At 73.0% G+C, this 17,170-nt stretch carries 14 protein-coding genes; 9 read left to right on the top strand and 5 right to left on the bottom strand.

From position 1 onward, the window contains the following. Positions 1-6 precede the first annotated feature (6 nt). From ACZ4WH_RS34780 to ACZ4WH_RS34770, 3 genes are all read right to left on the bottom strand, one after another. Complete coding sequence (locus ACZ4WH_RS34780; protein ID WP_468188368.1) at positions 7-741, bottom strand: Type 1 glutamine amidotransferase-like domain-containing protein; 735 nt, start codon at positions 739-741, stop codon at positions 7-9. 165 nt (positions 742-906) lie between these two features. Then, a complete protein-coding gene (locus tag ACZ4WH_RS34775; RefSeq protein ID WP_468188345.1) occupies positions 907-2,487 on the bottom strand; it encodes a glycerol-3-phosphate dehydrogenase/oxidase in 1,581 nt (526 codons plus the stop codon). Then, positions 2,484-3,095, bottom strand: coding sequence for a TetR/AcrR family transcriptional regulator (locus tag ACZ4WH_RS34770; protein ID WP_468188343.1), 612 nt, complete (start codon positions 3,093-3,095; stop codon positions 2,484-2,486). The genes ACZ4WH_RS34775 and ACZ4WH_RS34770 overlap by 4 nt, the downstream gene beginning before the upstream one ends. Before the next feature lie 130 nt (positions 3,096-3,225). On the opposite strand from ACZ4WH_RS34770, the gene ACZ4WH_RS34765 reads away from it, so the two are divergent. The 5 genes from ACZ4WH_RS34765 (at position 3,226) to ACZ4WH_RS34745 (ending at position 8,994) form a co-directional block, all read left to right on the top strand. After that, positions 3,226-4,818 (top strand): FAD-binding oxidoreductase, encoded by a 1,593-nt coding sequence (locus ACZ4WH_RS34765; protein ID WP_468188341.1) that lies wholly within the window; start codon positions 3,226-3,228, stop codon positions 4,816-4,818. A gap of 38 nt (positions 4,819-4,856) precedes the next feature. After that, positions 4,857-5,738: a diacylglycerol kinase family protein gene (locus tag ACZ4WH_RS34760; protein WP_468188339.1), complete on the top strand. Its 882-nt coding sequence runs from the start codon at positions 4,857-4,859 to the stop codon at positions 5,736-5,738. Positions 5,739-5,806: 68 nt separating this feature from the next. Further along, positions 5,807-6,175 (top strand): NUDIX hydrolase, encoded by a 369-nt coding sequence (locus tag ACZ4WH_RS34755; protein WP_468188337.1) that lies wholly within the window; start codon positions 5,807-5,809, stop codon positions 6,173-6,175. 181 nt (positions 6,176-6,356) lie between these two features. Beyond that, on the top strand, positions 6,357-8,870 hold the full coding sequence (locus tag ACZ4WH_RS34750; RefSeq protein WP_468188335.1) for an ATP-dependent Clp protease ATP-binding subunit: 2,514 nt from the start codon (positions 6,357-6,359) through the stop codon (positions 8,868-8,870). A 46-nt stretch (positions 8,871-8,916) separates the two neighbouring features. Next, a complete protein-coding gene (locus tag ACZ4WH_RS34745; protein WP_466338761.1) occupies positions 8,917-8,994 on the top strand; it encodes a 50S ribosomal protein bL37 in 78 nt (25 codons plus the stop codon). Between the two features lie 146 nt (positions 8,995-9,140). On the opposite strand, the gene ACZ4WH_RS34740 is transcribed toward ACZ4WH_RS34745, so the two are convergent. Continuing rightward, complete coding sequence (locus ACZ4WH_RS34740) at positions 9,141-11,570, bottom strand: GH92 family glycosyl hydrolase (RefSeq protein WP_468188333.1); 2,430 nt, start codon at positions 11,568-11,570, stop codon at positions 9,141-9,143. 424 nt (positions 11,571-11,994) lie between these two features. Continuing rightward, positions 11,995-12,363 carry an STAS domain-containing protein gene (locus ACZ4WH_RS34735; protein ID WP_468188331.1) on the bottom strand — a complete coding sequence of 123 codons (369 nt, stop codon included), beginning with the start codon at positions 12,361-12,363 and terminating at the stop codon, positions 11,995-11,997. Positions 12,364-12,603: 240 nt separating this feature from the next. On the opposite strand from ACZ4WH_RS34735, the gene ACZ4WH_RS34730 reads away from it, so the two are divergent. From ACZ4WH_RS34730 to ACZ4WH_RS34715, 4 genes are all read left to right on the top strand, one after another. Beyond that, entirely contained in the window at positions 12,604-13,476 is an 873-nt protein-coding gene (locus ACZ4WH_RS34730; RefSeq protein ID WP_468188329.1) for a trypsin-like serine protease, read from the top strand. A gap of 283 nt (positions 13,477-13,759) precedes the next feature. Beyond that, the gene (locus ACZ4WH_RS34725) at positions 13,760-14,884 is read left to right on the top strand and encodes an urea transporter (protein WP_468188327.1); all 1,125 of its coding nucleotides are present in this window, start codon (positions 13,760-13,762) and stop codon (positions 14,882-14,884) included. Continuing rightward, entirely contained in the window at positions 14,881-15,252 is a 372-nt protein-coding gene (locus tag ACZ4WH_RS34720) for an ArsR/SmtB family transcription factor (RefSeq protein WP_468188325.1), read from the top strand. Before ACZ4WH_RS34725 ends, ACZ4WH_RS34720 begins: the two co-directional genes overlap by 4 nt. Positions 15,253-15,431: 179 nt before the next feature. Then, positions 15,432-17,150: an LCP family protein gene (locus ACZ4WH_RS34715; protein ID WP_468188323.1), complete on the top strand. Its 1,719-nt coding sequence runs from the start codon at positions 15,432-15,434 to the stop codon at positions 17,148-17,150. Positions 17,151-17,170: the final 20 nt, after the last annotated feature.

Here is a 17,170-nt window from a genome sequence, read left to right as displayed (position 1 = left end):
GGCGGATCACGCGGCCGTACCGAGCGGGCGACAGGGCACCGGGTGCTCGTGGACACGGCCCGGCTCCCCGGGCGTCCCCGGCCTGCCCGGCGTCCCCGGCTCGACCCGATCCCCCGGCGCCCCCGCCTTCCCAGGCTCCACCCGGTAAAGCCGGGCCCCCGGTCTCCGTGTCACCGCCTCCATCAGGCGCCCGTCCATGAACAGGGCGCCCACGCCGTCCTCCAGCGCCCAGCCGCCGGGCAGCCTTCCCTCGGCGACGGCTTGCCGGTAGGCGGGGCGGCGGCGCGGCTCGCTGTCGTAGTGCGGGCACACGGAACCCGGCAGCAGGCCGAGCCCGTCCCGCAGGGAGGCGAGCGGACCGAAGGAGTCGGTGTGCGAGGCGTCGGCCCAGCAGTTGGCGCCGGCGCTGATCCCGCACAGCAGGGTCCCCCGGTCGTAGGCCTCCCGCAGCAGCCGGTCCACCCCGTGTACGCGCCAGACGGCCAGCATGTTCGCGGTGTTGCCGCCGCCGACGTACACCACGTCCTGGGCGAGCAGGAACGCGCGCAGCGCGTCGCCGTCCAGCTCGCGCCGGAACAGCGGCAGTACGGCGGGCGCGCAGTCACGGGGGCGGAACGCGCTCAGAAACTGGTCGACGTATCCGGGGGCGTCGCCGCTCGCCGTGGGCACGAAGCACACCCTGGGGCGGGGGTTCCTCGCATGGGTGAGCAGCCAGTCGTCCAGCAGTCCGTCCTCGTCCATGGAGAATCCTCCGCCGAGGAGCACCACACGACGACCGGGAACGAGCACCACGGGACGACCTCCTTCGGCGGACCGGTGGTACGGGACGTGCCGAACGATGCCGGGACTGGGGGGCCCAGCGCAATCGAATACCGGGCGGGCAGGTGTCCCGCCCGGGCGCCCGGGTCAGGGACGCACCGGCGCCGCCCTGCCGAGGATCTCCCGGGCCGCGGGAAGCGCCTGGACGCGGTCGTCCGGGACCAGGCCGATGCGGGTGCGGCGGTCCAGGAGGTCGGACTCGTCCAGGGCGCCCTCGTGGCGCACCGCCCAGAGGAGTTCGGCGCGGGTGACGGGGTGGCCGGGGAGCACCGGCTCGGCCAGGGCGGGGTCCTGGGCGGCGAGGGCGTGGACCGCCGTGGCCTCGGTGCCGTAGCGGCGGACCAGCCGGCGCGGTGCGGGCAGCGCGCGCAGGCGTTCGGGGGCGGCGGCGCCGATCAGGGGCAGTGCGGCCGTGGGGGAGGGGGTAGCGCGCAGGCCCCGGGCCTCGGCGGCGGCGTCCACGGCGTCCTGCGCCATCCGCCGGTAGGTGGTGAGCTTGCCGCCGACCACCGTGGTGACACCGTCGGGCGAGGTCAGCACCGCGTGCCGGCGGGAGATGTCGGAGGTGCGGGCCGCCCCCTCGGTGCCCGCGTGCGCGGAGGTGTCCAGCAGCGGACGCAGTCCGGCGAAGGCACCGACGACCTCGTCCCGGGACACGGGGATGTCGAGCACCGATCCGAGCACGTCCAGGAGGAAGCCGATGTCGGTCTCGGGGGCCTCCGGTACGTCCGGTGTCCCGCCGTCGACGGGTTCGTCGGTGAGGCCGACGTAGACCCGGCCGTCCCCTTGCGGCAGGACCAGCACGAAGCGGTTGGTCTCGCCGGGGATCGGGACGTGGAGTCCGGCCGGCAGGGCGCCGAGCCGTTCCGAGCGCAGCACGAGGTGGGTGCCGCGGGACGGCCGTATCCGGATGCCGTCGGCGAGGGCGCCCGCCCACACGCCGGTCGCGTTGATCACGGCACGGGCCCTGATCTCGCCCTCCTCGCCGGTGAGTTCGTCGCGGATCCGGCCGCCCGTCCCGGTCAGCTCCAGCGCCCGCACCCGGGTCAGCACCCGGGCGCCGTGCGCGGCGGCCGTCCGGGCCAGCGCGGTCACCAGACGGGCGTCGTCGGTCACCTTGCCGTCCCAGGACAGCAGCCCGCCGCGCAGCCCCGCCGCGCGGACCGAGGGCGCGAGGTGCCGCGCCTCCGTCGCCGAGAGTCGGCGGGGCGCGGGCAGCAGCTGCCTGGGGGTCCGGGCGGCCAGCCGCAGCATGTCCCCGGCCCGGAGCCCGGCCCAGGCCAGCGAGGCCTGCGCCCGGGACACCAGCGGGGTCAGCGGCAGCACGAACGGCTGGGCGGCCACCAGGTGCGGGGCCGTACGGGTCATCAGCACCCCGCGCTCGACCGCGCTCTCGTGGGCGACGTCGAACTGCGCGGAGGCCAGATAGCGCAGCCCGCCGTGGATCAGCTTCGAACTCCAGCGGGAGGTGCCGAAGGCCAGGTCATGGGCGTCCACCGCGACGACGTCCAGCCCGCGGGCCGCCGCGTCCAGCGCGGCTCCGGCGCCCGTGGCGCCCAGCCCGACGACCAGGACGTCGACCGTCCGGCCGTCGGCGGCCTCGGCCAGTTCCCGGCCGCGCCGGTGTGCGCTGAGGGACGAGCCGGGCGCGGCCTCGGTGTGGCTCATGGCGTCAGGGTCCTCTCCAGAAGGGTGCGCAGCTCGCCGAGGAACGCGGCGGAGTCCAGCTCCGGATCGTCCTCGTCGGTCATCGTGCGCAGGGACAGGGCGAAGGACTGCACGGTCAACAGCAGGACGCGCGCCTGCCGTTGGGTGTGGCCGGGGCGCACGGACCCGTCCGCGTGGCCCTCGCGCAGCGCGGCGGCGAGCAGCGCCAGCAGCGCCTCCTGGCTCGCGCCGCGCCGGTCGAGCACGTAGGGGAGGAGCAGTTCCGGATCGACGTCGACGATCTTGCGGAACAGAGGGTGCCCCCGGAACGCCTCGACCCCGGCCACCAGCCCGTCCACGATCCGGGAGCGCGTGGCGGTGCCGGGCGCGGGCTCCGGTATGGCCCGGGTGGCCACGTCGATCCACTCCCGGGTCATCAGATCGCCCACCAGGGTCCGCAGGTCCGGCCAGCGCCGGTACAGGGTCATCCGGGAGACGCCGGCGCGGCGGGCCACATCGGCGAGCGTGGTGCGCCGTACGCCGACGGCCAGCACACAGTCGCGTACCGCGTCGAGCACGTGATCGTTGTCCGAGCCGTTGCCCGAACCATTGTGACGAATGGGCGTCATGTGTCACAGTGTAACGCCCCGAGGCCCGCGCGGAAGCGGCCAGGCCCCGGAGACGGCAGCCGAGCCGTGCGGACCGAGCACCCCGACCAGCACACCGACCAGCACACCGACCTGTGAGGACGACCGTTCAATGGACATGCTGTGGAACGGCTGGGGCGACCCGGCCAAGGCGGCGCCGCTGCCCGACTCGGTGACCGGGCTGCTGCGCGACCTGCTCGGCGTCAAGCCGCGCAGCACGCCCGCGCTCGGCCTGGAGGACATCCGCCTGCCCGCCCCCACGGCCCCCTCCGCCGCCCTGAAGGCGCTCGCCGCGGCCGTCGGCGGCGAGGAGCACGTCCGCACCGACACGGAGAGCCGCATCCGGCACACCCGCGGCAAGTCCACCCCGGACCTGCTGCGCCTCCGCGCCGGCGATGTCGCCGACGTCCCGCAGGCCGTCGTCCTGCCCGCCGGCCACGACGAGGTGCTCGCGGTCCTGCGCGCCTGCGCCGCGCACGGCCTGGCCGTCGTACCCTTCGGCGGCGGCACCTCGGTGGTCGGCGGACTGGCCCCGCAGCGCAGCGCGTTCGTCGCCCTCGACCTGCGCCGCATGGACGGCCTGCTCGACCTGGACCCCGTCTCGCGCACCGCCGTCCTCCAGCCCGGCCTGCGCGCCCCCGAGGCCGAAGCCCTGCTCGCCGGACACGGCTTCACCCTCGGCCACTTCCCGCAGTCCTTCGAGTGGGCCACCATCGGTGGCTTCGCGGCGGCCCGCTCCAGCGGACAGGCGTCCGCCGGGTACGGCCGCTTCGACGAGATGGTGCTCGGCCTCACCCTCGCCACCCCCGAGGGCACCATCGAGACCGGCCGCGCTCCCCGCTCCGCCGCCGGACCCGACCTGCGTCAGCTGATCCTCGGCTCCGAGGGCGCCTTCGGGGTCATCACCTCCGTCACCGTACGCATCCGCCCCCTGCCCGAGACGCGGGTGTACGAGGGCTGGCGGTTCGGCTCCTTCGAGGAGGGCGCCACCGCACTGCGCCGGCTCGCCCAGGACGGGCCCCGGCCGACCGTGCTGCGCCTGTCCGACGAGACCGAGACGCTCGTCGGCCTCGCCCAACCCGGTGCCATCGGCGCCGGCTTGACGCAGAGCGACGCCGGCTGTCTGGCGATCACCGGCTACGAGGGGACGGCCGAGGACACCGCACACCGCCGCGAACGGGCGGCGGCCGTCCTGACGGCCTGCGGCGGCACCCCGGCCGGCGCCGAGCCGGGCGAACGCTGGGCGCACGGCCGCTACTCCGCGCCCTATCTGCGCGACGCCCTGCTCGACGTCGGCGCCTTCGCCGAGACGCTGGAGACCGCCGCCTTCTGGTCCCGCGTCCCCGACCTCTACACGGCCGTCCGCACGGCGCTCACCGACACCCTCACCCAGGCCGGCACCCCGCCCCTGGTGATGTGTCACATCTCCCACGTGTACGAGAACGGCGCCTCGCTCTACTTCACCGTCGTCAGCGCCCAGGGCGAGGACCCGGTGGCCCACTGGACACCCGCCAAGCACGCGGCCAACGAAGCCGTGCTCGCCGCCGGCGGCACCATCTCCCACCACCACGGGGTCGGCACCGACCACCGCGACTGGTACGTCCGCGAGGCCGGCCCGCTCGGCGTCTCGGCCCTGCGCGCCGTCAAACGCCGCCTGGACCCCGAGGGGCTCCTCAACCCCGGCGTCCTGCTGCCCACCGACTGACCCCACCCGATCCGACCGCCTGCCTCGGAGGCCCACCGATGCGCCAGTTCACCGCCGTCGTCAACCCCACCGCGGGCGGCTCCACCGGGGCGGCGACCCTGCTCCGGCTGGCCCGGCTGCTCCGCGAGGCCGGGGCCGGACTGGAGACGGAGTACAGCCACAGCCTGGCCCACGCCCAGGACATCGCCCGCGCGGCCGGCGAGCGCGGCCGGATCGTGCTGGCCGTGGGCGGTGACGGCATCGCGGGCGGCATCGGCGGCGCGCTCAGCGGCACCGGAACCGTCCTGGGCCTCGTACCCGCCGGACGCGGCAACGACTTCGCCCGCGCGCTGAACCTGCCCGCCGACCCGGCCGCGCTCGCCGGCATCCTGCTGCACGCCGAGCCCCGGCCCGTCGACACCATCGAGGTGGAGTCGGCCGTCCATCCGCGCACGGTGGTCCTGGGCAGCGTGTACGCCGGCGTCGACGCGGAGGCCAACCGGCACGCCAACAACGCCCGGCTGCTGCGCGGCGCCGCCTCCTACTACGCGGGCGGCCTGCGCGCCGTCACCACCTGGCGACCGGCCGACTACCGCGTGACCGTCGACGGCGAGGAGCACACCCACCGCGGCTACACCGTCGTCGCGGCCAACTCCCCCTACTACGGCTCCGGCCGGCTCATAGCCCCCGGCGCGCGCGTCGACGACGGCCTGCTGGACGTCGTGCTGATCCGCGAGGCCCCGCGCCGGCTGTTCTTCGCCCTGATGAACGAACTCAGGTCCGGCGCCCACATCCACCGTCCCCAAGTACGCGTCCTCCAGGGCAGAGAGCTGCGCATCGAGGCTGCCCGGCCGGTCCCCTACGGCGCCGACGGCGAGGTCGAGGCCACCCTGCCGGTCACGCTACGGGTACGGCCCGGGGACCTGCCGGTGCTCTACTGACGCCCACGGTGCATCACCCGCTCACCCCTGGGTAGGCAAGGAGTGCCTGGGGAGGGGTGGTGGGCCATATGTCGCTGGAGCAGGCCGAGGGTGTGGTGCGGGCGGTCGTCGTGTACGACGGGCGGCTGCTGCTGGTGCCGGAGCCGGACGGCTGGGCACTGCCCTCGGGCACCCCGGAACCGGCCGAGACCGCCCAGGCCACGGCGGCGCGGATCGTCTACGAGGTCACCGGTTACCTGGTCGACGGCACCGAGCCGCTGGAGCCACGGGAAACAGCGGGGGAGACGGCCGTGGTCTGCCAGCTGCTGAGCGAGTCACCGTCGGACGGGGGCCGCTTCGCACCGGAGCGACTGCGCTGGGCACCGATAGAGGAGACCGCCGACACACCGCTGTCGGCGACCGTGCGCACGTACCTGCGGGGGCACACACCCGTGTGACCGTCCGAAGGACGGACCGATTCGACACCCGCCGCCGCGCCTGGCGGCGGCGCGAGACACGCTTCCGTTCCGTTTGCGGTGTCGTCCGTACGAGGGTTCAGTGATTACTGACCTCTCGGATTACCCACCTCTCGCGGACCCCCTCCGGGGATTGCTGTCTCTCCATGCGCCAGGAGCTCCCATGTCGATGTCGTTCGGTGCACCGTTCGGTTCGTCGGATCCGTTCAGTGAGCTGCTGAATCGTTTCTTCGGAATGTCGCCGGCGTCATCACCCCCCGCCGTGCAGCGCGTCCCCATCGGACGGCTGCTGACGGAGTCGTCGCGGCAACTGCTGAACCTGGCCGCGCAGCGGGCCGCCGCCGACGGCACCTCCGACCTGGACACCGAGCACCTGCTCTGGGCGGCCACCCAGGTCGACCCCTCGCGGCGGCTGCTCTCCCAGCTGGGCGTGGACCCCGACACGGTCGCCGCCGAGCTGGCCAAGATCCTGCCGCGCGAGTCCGGCGAGCCCTCCGCGCAACCGGGCCTCACCCCGGCGGCCAAACGCACTCTCGGCGCCGCCTACGCCCGGTCCCAGGCGGCCGGCGTCTCCTACATCGGTCCCGAGCACATCCTCAGCGCCCTGCTCGGCGACAGCGACACGGGCGCGGCCCGGATGCTGCGCGCCGAGGGCCTGGACACCCAGCGCCTCACGGGCCTGACCGAACAGGCGGCGCCGCGCGGCGAGGGAGCCCCCGCCGAACGGAAGAAGCCGGCCACGACCCTCGACGAATACGGCCGCGACCTGACCGAGGAGGCGAAGGCCGGCAAGCTGGACCCGGTGGTCGGGCGGGCCGAGGAGATCGAGCAGACCGTCGAGATCCTGTCCCGGCGCTCCAAGAACAACCCGGTGCTCATCGGCGAACCGGGAGTCGGCAAGACCGCCATCGTGGAGGGGCTCGCCCAGCGCATCGTGGCGGGTGAGGTCCCCGACGTCCTGAAGAACAAGCGGGTCGTCTCGCTGGACCTGTCGGGCATGGTGGCGGGCGCGCAGTACCGGGGACAGTTCGAGGAACGGCTGAAGAAGGTCATCGAGGACGTCCAGGCGGCGAGCGGCGACATCATCCTCTTCATCGACGAACTGCACACGGTGGTCGGCGCCGGTGCCGCCGGCGAGGGCGCCATGGACGCGGGCAACATGCTCAAGCCCGCTCTCGCGCGCGGTGAACTCCACGTCGTGGGCGCCACGACCATCGACGAGTACCGCAAGTACGTCGAGAAGGACGCCGCCCTGGAGCGCCGGTTCCAGCCGGTGATGGTCCCCGAGCCCACGGTCGAGGAGACGGTGCAGATCCTCGAAGGGCTGCGCGACTCCTACGAGGCGCACCACCAGGTCCGCTTCGACGACCAGGCGTTGGCGGCAGCCGCCGAACTGTCCGACCGCTACATCAGCGACCGCTTCCTGCCCGACAAGGCGATCGACGTGATGGACCAGGCCGGCGCGCGGGTACGGCTGCGCGGTGCCGGACGCTCCACCGAGATCGTCAGCCGCGAGGACCGTATCGCCAAGCTGCGCCGCGAACTCGAACAGGCCGTCTCCGCCGAGGACTTCGAGAAGGCCTCGGAGCTGAAGCGGGAGATCGCCGAGGTGGAGGGTGAACTGGCCGGCATCGAGGAGCGCCGGGAGGGCGTCGTCTGCGTCACGGCGTCCGACATCGCGGACGTCGTCTCCCGCCGTACCGGCATCCCGGTCTCCCAACTCACGGCCAGCGAGAAGGAGAAGCTGCTCCGGCTCGAAGAGGAGATGCACGCGCGGATCGTCGGCCAGGACGAGGCGGTCACCGCGGTCTCCCAGGCCGTACGCCGCAACCGCGCCGGCATGGGCGACCCCAACCGCCCCGTGGGCTCCTTCCTCTTCCTCGGCCCGACCGGTGTCGGCAAGACCGAACTCGCCAAGACCCTCGCCGCCCTGCTCTTCGGCGAGGAGGACCGCATGATCCGGTTCGACATGAGCGAGTTCCAGGAGAAGCACACCGTCGCCCGGCTGGTCGGTGCGCCTCCCGGATACGTCGGCTACGAGGAAGCGGGCCAGCTCACCGAGAAGGTCCGCCGCCAGCCGTACAGCGTGGTGCTCTTCGACGAGGTGGAGAAGGCGCACCCCGACGTCTTCAACACGCTGTTGCAGATCCTGGACGACGGACGGCTGACCGACGCGCAGGGCCGCACCGTCGACTTCCGGCACTGCGTGGTCATCATGACGTCCAACATCGGCGCGCGCCGCATCCTGGACCACAAGGGCGATGTCTCCGCGCTCAAGGACGAGTTGATGGACGACCTGCGCACGCGGTTCCTGCCGGAGTTCCTCAACCGGATCGACGACATCATCATCTTCCACGCCCTGACCGAGGACGACCTCGGGCAGATCGTGGACCACCTGCTGGACCAGAGCAGGCGCAAGGTGCGCGCGCAGGGCCTGGGCCTGGAGGTCACGGACGCGGCCAAGAAGCTCCTCATCGCCCACGGCCACCAGCCGGAGTTCGGTGCGCGCCCGCTGCGCCGCACGATCCAGGCGGAACTCGACAACCGCATCGCCACCCTCCTGCTCAGCGGCGAGGCCGGGCCCGGGGACACGATCGTCGCCGACGTCCGCGAGGACTCGCTGCACTGCTCGGTACGGAGGAGCGACTCCGGCGAGCCGCCGTCCCAGCAAGGCTGATACCGTACATACGCCGACATTCTCCGCATTCCAGGAGGAGGTACCCATGTCCTCGAAGCGACGCCGGAAGAAGAAGGGCCGCCGCAAGCACGCGGCCAACCACGGACGACGCCCCCAGTCCTGACAGGCGTCCCTCGGCGGCGGACATCGTCCGTGCCCTGAAGCAGCAGAAATGGCGCGTCACCATGTACGCCCCCGGAGCACATGCGCCGGGGGCGTCTCATGTTCAGCCGTCGGACCGCCCGGTGAGCGCCGGTGGGCCTCAGGGTGCTACTTCGGCAGATGGGCCGGGTCGGTCCCCCACCCGGTGTTGGGCTGTTCGGCCAGCCGGAAGTCGAGCGTGCCGCCCGAGAGCGTCAGGCCCGAGTCCGTCCAGGACCTCTGACCGGGGCGCCCGTCGAGGCGTACCGCGTCGACGTACATGTGCCTGTCGTCGGCCTCGGGTGCGGTGATCGTGATGTCCTTGCGGCCCGGCCGGTCCAGCACCGCCTTCGGGAAGACGGGGGCGCCCAGCAGCAGGTGCGCGCTGCCCGGGGTCTGGGGGTACAGACCCAGGGCGGAGAAGACGTACCAGGCGGACATGGTGCCCAGATCGTCGTTGCCGGGAAGGCCGGAGGGCCCGGTGCCGTACACCGTGTCGAGGATCTGACGGACCGTCGCCTGGGTCTTCCAGGGCTGTCCGAGCGCGTTGTAGAGCCAGGGGGCGTGAATGCCGGGCTCGTTGGTCGGGTCGTAGCGCAGGGCGTCGCCGCCGCGCACGGACCAGGAGCCGTCCGCCTTGTGGAAGAAGCCGTCCAGGCGGGCGGCGGCCACGTCCCGGCCGCCCATGGCATCCGCCAGGCCTTGCACGTCCTGCGGCACCATCCAGGTGTACGTGGCGCTGGTTCCCTGGGCGAAGCCGAGGTCGCTGCCCGGGCTGAAGGGCGTCACCCAGGAGCCGTCGAGCTTGCGTGCCTGGATGTAGCCGCCGTCGGCGGTGGCGTCCGGATGGAACACGTTGCGCCAGTAGGCGGCGCGTTCGGTGAAGACCTTGGCCTCCGCGTCCCGCCCCAGCAGCTTCGCCCACTTCGCGAGTGCGGAGTCGGCGACGGCGTCCTCCAGGGTCTCGGCGGCGCCGCCCCAGCAGTGGCACACATCCTGGGCGGCGTAGTGAGAGGTCAGATACTGCGCCAGGTTGGGGCGCTGTCCCACGCACTGGCCCGGGCAGCCCGCGTCCGAGAGTCCGTCCGGATGGGGCACGGTGGCCTGTCGGGCGAGCGAGTCGAAGGCGCCCTCGTAGTCGAAGTTGCGCACGCCCATGGCGTAGAAGGTGGCCAGTGTCGCCGCCGACGGGTCACCGGTCATGACGTGGGTGGCGCCACTGACGTGCACCCAGCGGTCCCAGATCCCGTCGTTCTGCCGTGCGAAGTTGTAGAGGGACTGGGCGAAGTCGCCCGCCACAGTGGGCTTGAGCAGGGCGAGCAGCTGTATCTGGGCCCGGTACTGGTCCCAGCCGGAGAAGTTGCTGTACTGGGCGCGCTGGCCGTGGGCCAGATGATGGACGGCCTGGTCCATGCCCCAGTAGCGGCCGTCGCCGTCGCTGATCAGGTTCGGCTGCATGAGGGCGTGGTAGAGCGCGGTGTAGAAGGTCCGGCGGCGGGCGGGGCTGCCGCCGTCGACCCGCACGGTGCGCAGTTCGCGGTCCCAGGCCCGTGCTCCCGCCTCGGCCACGTCGGCCACGCCCGCGTCCGGCTCGATCTCGTCACGGAGGTTGGCCTCGGCGCCGTCCAGGCTCACGTACGAGATGCCGATCCGCATGCGGACATCGTTGTCAGAGCGCGTGTCGAAGCCGACCCAGCCGCCGGAGCCGCGTCCCGCTCGGTCCGCGCCCGTCGCGTACCCCTCTCCGCCGGAGGCGGACGTCGCCCCCGGGGACAGCGTGCCGTCCTTCCAGGTGCCGACCGAGGAGAAGGCGCGGTCGAAGGACGCGCTGAAGTACAGCTTGTAGTAGCTCTTGCGGTTGTTGGTCCCGCCGTTGGCGCGGCGGCCGCAGAAGGCGCCGGTGAGCACCCAGCCGGTCACCTTGTTGCGGGCGGTGTCGATGTCGACGTGCGCGTCCTCGCTGCCGTTGAGGGAGTTCGAGACGCGGAAGAGCAGATTGGCCGGGCGGTCGCCCGGGAACGTGAAGTCGGCGACGCCCGCGCGCTTGCTGACGGCCAGGTCGGCCTTGGCGCCGGACTTCAGGCCGAGGGTGTAGCGGCCGGGCGCGGCCTTCTCGTCGGCGTGCGAGAAGTCGGCGGCGTAGACGGCGTCCTTGGTGTCCGCCGACGGCGAGGAGGTGACGTCACCGACGAACGGCATGATCGGAATGTCGCCCGCCGCGCCGGGGTTGCAGCCGGCGCCGTTGACATGCGTCAGGCTCAGGCCGCGGATGCGCGTGGTGTCGTACTGGTAGCCGTTGGCCGCCCCGGTGCTGGTCTGATCTCCTGTGGTGCTGGTCGGGGACCAGGCGATCATCCCGAACGGGAGGGTGGCACCGGGAAAGGTGTTGCCACCGTTCGCGGACCCGATCAGGGGGTCCACGAGTGAGGACGGCCGCTCCGGCGGGCCATCCGCCGCCACGGCGGGCAGGGGAGCGGCAAGCGTGAGCGCGGTGGTGACCAGCGCGGCGGCCGATCGGGTGGCGAACCGTCTTGGGACGCGCAGCCGATGAGAGGGCATGAGGGCAGTCGCCTTTCGACGAGGGGTCGGGTCGCGGACGGGACGCACCGAGCCGACAGCGCCTGCCGCTCGGAACGAGTTCGGACCGGCGTGAGGCTAGGAGGCCGCACGAAGGCAGGGAAGTGACCTTCGCGTCATGCCGGTGAAGGCGGGATGAACGATGCGGCCCCGAGCGGTCGTTGAGCGGCCCCGTGCACGGCGACGCGCACGGGCGGCGGCCCCGGGAAGCGGTGGGTGCCGCGTGAGCAGCGGACGCTCGATCGGTCGACCACGGTCGACAGCACCGCTGGGCTGCCACCGGCCGCGCGTCGGTGACCGGATCGTCTGCCTGTCCAGCGCACCGGCAGAGGGTTCCCCTTCGACCTCGCTCATGCGGCACGAAGCACGTCCAGGTCACCGTCCGTGCACGGCCTGGGCCGCCCGCTCAGCCCCGCACGGCGTCCTGGACGCTGGGATAGCAGGCGAGGAGGGGGGTGAGGCCGACGATCTCCAGCGTGCGCAGGACGGGGCGCCGTACGCCTGCCAGACGCAGCCAGCCCGCCGGACCATGGGCCTGATGGGCCGCGATGAGGACGTTGATGCCGCTGGAGTCCATGAACGGCACACCGCTGAGGTCCGCGACGGTGCGCCCCCCGACGGGGTCCGCCGGGGCGAGGGCCCGGCCAAGGACGCCGGAGGTGTGGTGGTCGACCTCGCCGGTCACCGTGACGACGGTGACACCGCCCACGTCGGTCCGGATGACCGACAGGGGTTCCGGCCCCGCCTCGTCGTTCGTGTCTGCCGTGTCTCCCACGCGTCCCTCGCCCACGCTCACCTGATCCTTACCCAGAGCTTCCCTCTCCGACAGGCTGCCCAGGATCGCCCGGAGGATGCGGGTCGACCCGCGACGCGCTCCGGCGCACACCCGGTGGCCGTCGGCGGCGAACGGAATGCCGCTCCCGGCCGTCTTGTCCCGCACCGCCCGACCCACTTCAATGCTCCCTACCCCCGCAGGAGAACACCTGTCCCACACCACCCAGTGAAGGGGTTCTTCTTGAGAGCCGTACGCGTCACCTCCGTCACCGCCGCCGCCTGCGCCACCGTGCTCGCCGCCGCGCTGCCCTCCTCCGCGATCAACTCGTACAACGCCACGCCCGCGCCCGAGCGCACCGAGGTCGGAGCCCTCGTGGCCGCCTGGGACGACGACGCCGATCCGGCGACCCCGGACCGCGTCGACTGGGTGTGCTCCGGCACGATGGTCGACGCCGACACCTTCCTGACCGCCGCCCACTGCACCAGCGACTGGCCGGCCGGTGTCCGCTTCTTCGTCTCGCTCGACCAGGACGTCCAGGCCGGACTCGACGCCGCCGCGAAGAAGTACCCGGGAGACCCGGCCGCCCAGGCGAACGCCGTCGCCGTCCAAGGCACCGCGCACACCCACCCCGACTACCCGGGCCCCGCCTCCGACCCGCACGACATCGCGGTCGTCGAACTGCCCGCCGCGAAGGTCGCCGCCCGCTGGTCCTTCACCCCGGCCGCCCTGCCGGCCGCGAACCAGCTCGGCGCCCTCGGCCCGCGGGGGCTGAACTCCACCGACTGGTTCGTCGCCGGGTACGGCACGCAGGAGGCCGCCAACGGGCCCGGCGGCCAGACCCACCCGGGCGGCGGCGTCCGTATGAAGGCCCCGGTGACGTTCGACGCCCTGAACGACTCCTGGGCCCGGCTGGCCATGACGGCTCCGCAGGGCAACGGCGGCGCCTGCTACGGCGACTCCGGCGGGCCCAACTTCGCCGTCATCGGCGGCAGAAACGTCCTCGCCGCCACGACCATCACCGGCGACACCCCCTGCTACGCCACGAACGTCACCTACCGTCTGGACACTCCCGGCGCCCGCGCCTTCCTGGCACCTTTCGTGACACTGCCGTAGTCCGGCGGGCCGGAACCCGGGGCAGCGGTCGAAGGGCCGCTGCCCGCTCCGCCCTCCCGGGACCCCCGCGACATCTTCCGCCACCGGCGGTTCGTCCGGCTCCCCGCGCACCCCCGGCGCGCTCGTCTGCCGTCCCGCCCACCGCCAGGCAGCCTCGACAGGTCGTACCGCATGGCGGAAGATGAGTGCCGCAATGTGGAAAACAGCAGAGCGGCAGGAGGGGTGGGACGTGCGACGGGCGGACGGTGGCCGGTGGCGGTGCAGGGGAGGCGGCGTCCGCTTCGTGCCGCCTTCGCTGCGCGGCGTCGCCCAGGTGATGTTCCTGGCCGATGCGCGCGCGGGCGCCGTCTTCTGTCTCGCCCTGTGCGCGGCCGACTGGCGCTACGGCGCCTACGCGCTCGGCGGCGCCGCCCTCGGTACCGGTACCGCGCGGCTGCCGCATGTGGTCCGCGACCGGATGGCGCCGGGTCTGGAGGGCCTCAACTCCTGCCTTCTCGCCCTGTGCCTCGCGGTGTTCCTGGACGCGGGCCGGCTGTCCACGGCGCTGCTCGCCGCCGTGGGCTGCGTCGTGACCGCCGTCGCCACGGCGGCCGTCGTGCGGCTGCTGCGCGTGTGGCACCTGCCGCCGCTGACCCTGCCGTACTGCCTGCTGGCGAGCGCGATCACGGTCGCGGCGCCCGCCTTCCGGCGGATCTGGCCGCACGGCGACAGCCTCGCCGCGCTGCCCCGCGTGGCCTCCGGGCCGACCGCGCTGCGCCCGGGCGACCTCTGGCGGGCGTTCTTCCGCAATGTGTCCCAGGTCTTCTTCATGGACGAGTGGTACGTGGGCGCGCTGCTCCTCGCGGGTGTCTTCCTGGCGAGCCGGGTGGCCGGGCTGGTGGCGTGCGCCGGCAGTGCGACCGGCATCCTGACCGCGTGGGCGCTCGGCGCGCCGGCCGAGCGGATCGCCGACGGCACGATGGGCTACAACGCGGTGCTCGTGGCCCTCGCCCTGTGCGGGGTGCTCCTGGCGGCAACCCCGGTCACGCTCCTGTACGCGCTGCTCGGCGCGGCGACGGCGACCGCCGTGACATCGGCCGTCACCCATCTGCCGGCCCCGTCCGGCGGGCACGCGTTCAGCTGGCCCTTCGTGCTGACGACGCTCGGCTTCCTCGCCGCCGCCCGTTCCTTTCCCCGGCTGACCGCCCGACCCCCCGCACGACGCGGCCCCGCGTGGCTCCGGCACCCCGGCGCCCGCCGGGTAGGACCGGACTTGCCCGCGTGTCCGCCGGTGCCCACTGGGCACGAGTACACCGGACTTGACTGTCGCCCTGCACAAGCGCGTGCCTCGGCGGCCAGGACCGGGTGCCTACACTGGGTGGGCGGGCGAACGTCGACGGTGACGAGGGTGGGGCGGGAGCGGCTGTGACGGAGAAGGGCGGGGGATTCCAGGACCCACCCGCCGAGGTGCTCGCCGAGGCCGCCGCCGCGTTCGGACTGCTCGCCGCCCCGGCCCGGCTGCATCTGATGTGGGTCCTGTCGCAGGGTGAGAGCGATGTCACGCGTCTCGCCGACCGCGTGGGCGGTGCGCTGCCCGCCGTCAGTCAGCACCTGGCGAAGCTCAAGCTCGCCGGCCTGGTCCGCTCCCGCCGCGAGGGCCGGCGGCAGATCTACTCCGTCGACGACCCGGACGTCGTGGCCCTCGTCCACGCCGTGGTGGGCAAGTTGACCGCGCGCTCAGGCCACGCCGCCATTCCGGCGCAGGACTCACGTCGGACCCTTACCAAGGGCACGTAGACTCCCGCTGCCGGTGCCGCCCGGGCGCGCGCGGCCCCGCGACGAGATGCCTCGTCTGTGAGTCGGCTGTGGATCTGTGCTGTTCCGGCAACGCGTTTGCTAGATTGCGCAACCACGCAACCGATGTGCCGCAGGCCCGACCTTTCAGCCGCAGGCCCGACCGTTCAGGGGAGTGGGAGATGAGCGACCCGTGGGACGGGCCGGCCGGCCAGGGCACGCGCAGCCGTGGCGCGCGGGTGCCCCGGCAGCGCGGGGCCGAGCCGGACGACGCGCGTCCGCCGGGCGGCCGGGCCGCGGCCCGGGCGGCCTCGCGGGCGCGCGGCGGCGGGCGGTCCCGCCGGGCCCGGCCGGTGCGGCGCGGCAGGCGGGCGCTGAAGATCCTCGGGATATGCCTGTCCGTCCTGATCGTGGTCACCGCCGGCGCGGGCTGGTGGTTCTACCAGCATCTGAACGGCAACATCCACAGCGTCTCGCTGGACGGCAAGGGCGGCGAGGAGAAGGCCGACGCCTTCGGCCGCACCCCCATCAACATCCTGGTCATGGGCTCCGACGGCCGTACCAGCAAGGCGGACTGCAAGCTCGGCGGCGGCTGCTCGAATACCGGGGTGCAGACCGGCAGCAACGCGGACGTGGAGATGGTGCTGCACATATCCGCCGACCGCTCCAACGCCACCGTGATGAGCATCCCCCGCGACACCATGACCAAGGTCCCGGCCTGCAAGGACAGTGCGTCGGGGCAGTCCACGAACGGCTACTACGGCCAGATCAACAGCGCCCTCCAGTACGGTCCCGCCTGCCAGGTCGCCACCGTCCACCAGCTCACCGGGATACCCATCGACCACTTCGTCAAGCTCGACTTCTCCGGTGTGGTCAAGATGTCCGACGCGGTCGGCGGCGTCTCCGTGTGCGTCAGCGACGACGTCTACGACACCTACTCGCACCTGAAGCTGTCCAAGGGCACCCACACCCTCAAGGGCGTCGCGGCCCTGGAGTTCGTCCGCTCCCGGCACGGCTTCGGCGACGGCAGCGACCTCGGCCGTACGATCTCGCAGCACATCTTCCTCAGCGCGATGATCCGCAAGTTCAAGAGCGCGGGCACGCTCACCGACCCCACCGCGGTCTACCACCTCGCCGACGCCGCCACCAAGGCGCTGACCGTGGACGACGGCCTCGGCACCGTGAAGAAGCTGATCTCGCTCGCCGACGACGTGAACAAGGTGCCCACCAAGCGGATCACCTTCACCACCATGCAGACGGCCCCCGATCCGGGCGACAGCGACCGGGTGGTGGTGGGTTCGGGAGCGAAGAGCCTGTTCGCCACCATCGCGAACGACCAGTCCCTGACCACCGGCTCCGGCAAGAAGTCCGCGGCGGCCTCCGCGACCGCCAAGGCGAAGGCCACGGCAACCGCCTCCGCCGTGCCCGCGGCCGACATCGCCGTGACGGTGGAGAACGGCACCGGCATCACCGGCCGCGCCTCCGCCCTCGCGACCGCCCTCACCAGTCAGGGCTTCAGTCCCGCCACGACCACGTCCAACGCCCCGAGCCCCGCCGGCAGCACCACCCTCACCTACGGCACCGGCGAGAAGGCCGCGGCCCGGACGGTCGCCAAGGCGCTCGGCCTGCCCTCCTCCCGTCTGAAGCAGGGCACCGGCAGCGGACTGACCCTGGTGGTCGGCACCGACTGGCCCAGCGGCACCAGCTACCCGGGCGGCTCGTCCTCGCCCGCGCCCGCCGACACCAAGGCCGCCGTCGGAGGCGCCCACGCCTCCACCGCCGACCAGGCCAAGACCTGCGCCAAGGTGAGCCCCTACAAGACGGTCACGTACGACGGCGTCTCCATGACACCGTCCCAGGCCTACGCGGCGGCGCGGAACAAGCCCGACTCCGACGCCTGAGCGCACTGAGGCCGGCCGTC

This window comes from Streptomyces sp. NPDC029138 (assembly GCF_055564375.1).
Note: the sequence above shows the minus strand (reverse complement) of the source record. Positions and strands in the feature narration are given on the sequence as shown.

Bases quoted from the DNA above. Each gene is read 5' to 3' on its own strand.
- ACZ4WH_RS34780 (WP_468188368.1), bottom strand. From the start codon at position 741: ATGGACGAGGACGGACTGCTGGACGACTGGCTGCTCACCCATGCGAGG.
- ACZ4WH_RS34745 (WP_466338761.1), top strand. From the start codon at position 8,917: ATGTCCTCGAAGCGACGCCGGAAGAAGAAGGGCCGCCGCAAGCACGCG.
- ACZ4WH_RS34750 (WP_468188335.1), top strand. From the start codon at position 6,357: ATGTCGATGTCGTTCGGTGCACCGTTCGGTTCGTCGGATCCGTTCAGT.
- ACZ4WH_RS34760 (WP_468188339.1), top strand. From the start codon at position 4,857: ATGCGCCAGTTCACCGCCGTCGTCAACCCCACCGCGGGCGGCTCCACC.
- ACZ4WH_RS34740 (WP_468188333.1), bottom strand. From the start codon at position 11,570: ATGCCCTCTCATCGGCTGCGCGTCCCAAGACGGTTCGCCACCCGATCG.
- ACZ4WH_RS34755 (WP_468188337.1), top strand. From the start codon at position 5,807: ATGTCGCTGGAGCAGGCCGAGGGTGTGGTGCGGGCGGTCGTCGTGTAC.
- ACZ4WH_RS34765 (WP_468188341.1), top strand. From the start codon at position 3,226: ATGGACATGCTGTGGAACGGCTGGGGCGACCCGGCCAAGGCGGCGCCG.
- ACZ4WH_RS34715 (WP_468188323.1), top strand. From the start codon at position 15,432: ATGAGCGACCCGTGGGACGGGCCGGCCGGCCAGGGCACGCGCAGCCGT.
- ACZ4WH_RS34775 (WP_468188345.1), bottom strand. From the start codon at position 2,487: ATGAGCCACACCGAGGCCGCGCCCGGCTCGTCCCTCAGCGCACACCGG.
- ACZ4WH_RS34770 (WP_468188343.1), bottom strand. From the start codon at position 3,095: ATGACGCCCATTCGTCACAATGGTTCGGGCAACGGCTCGGACAACGAT.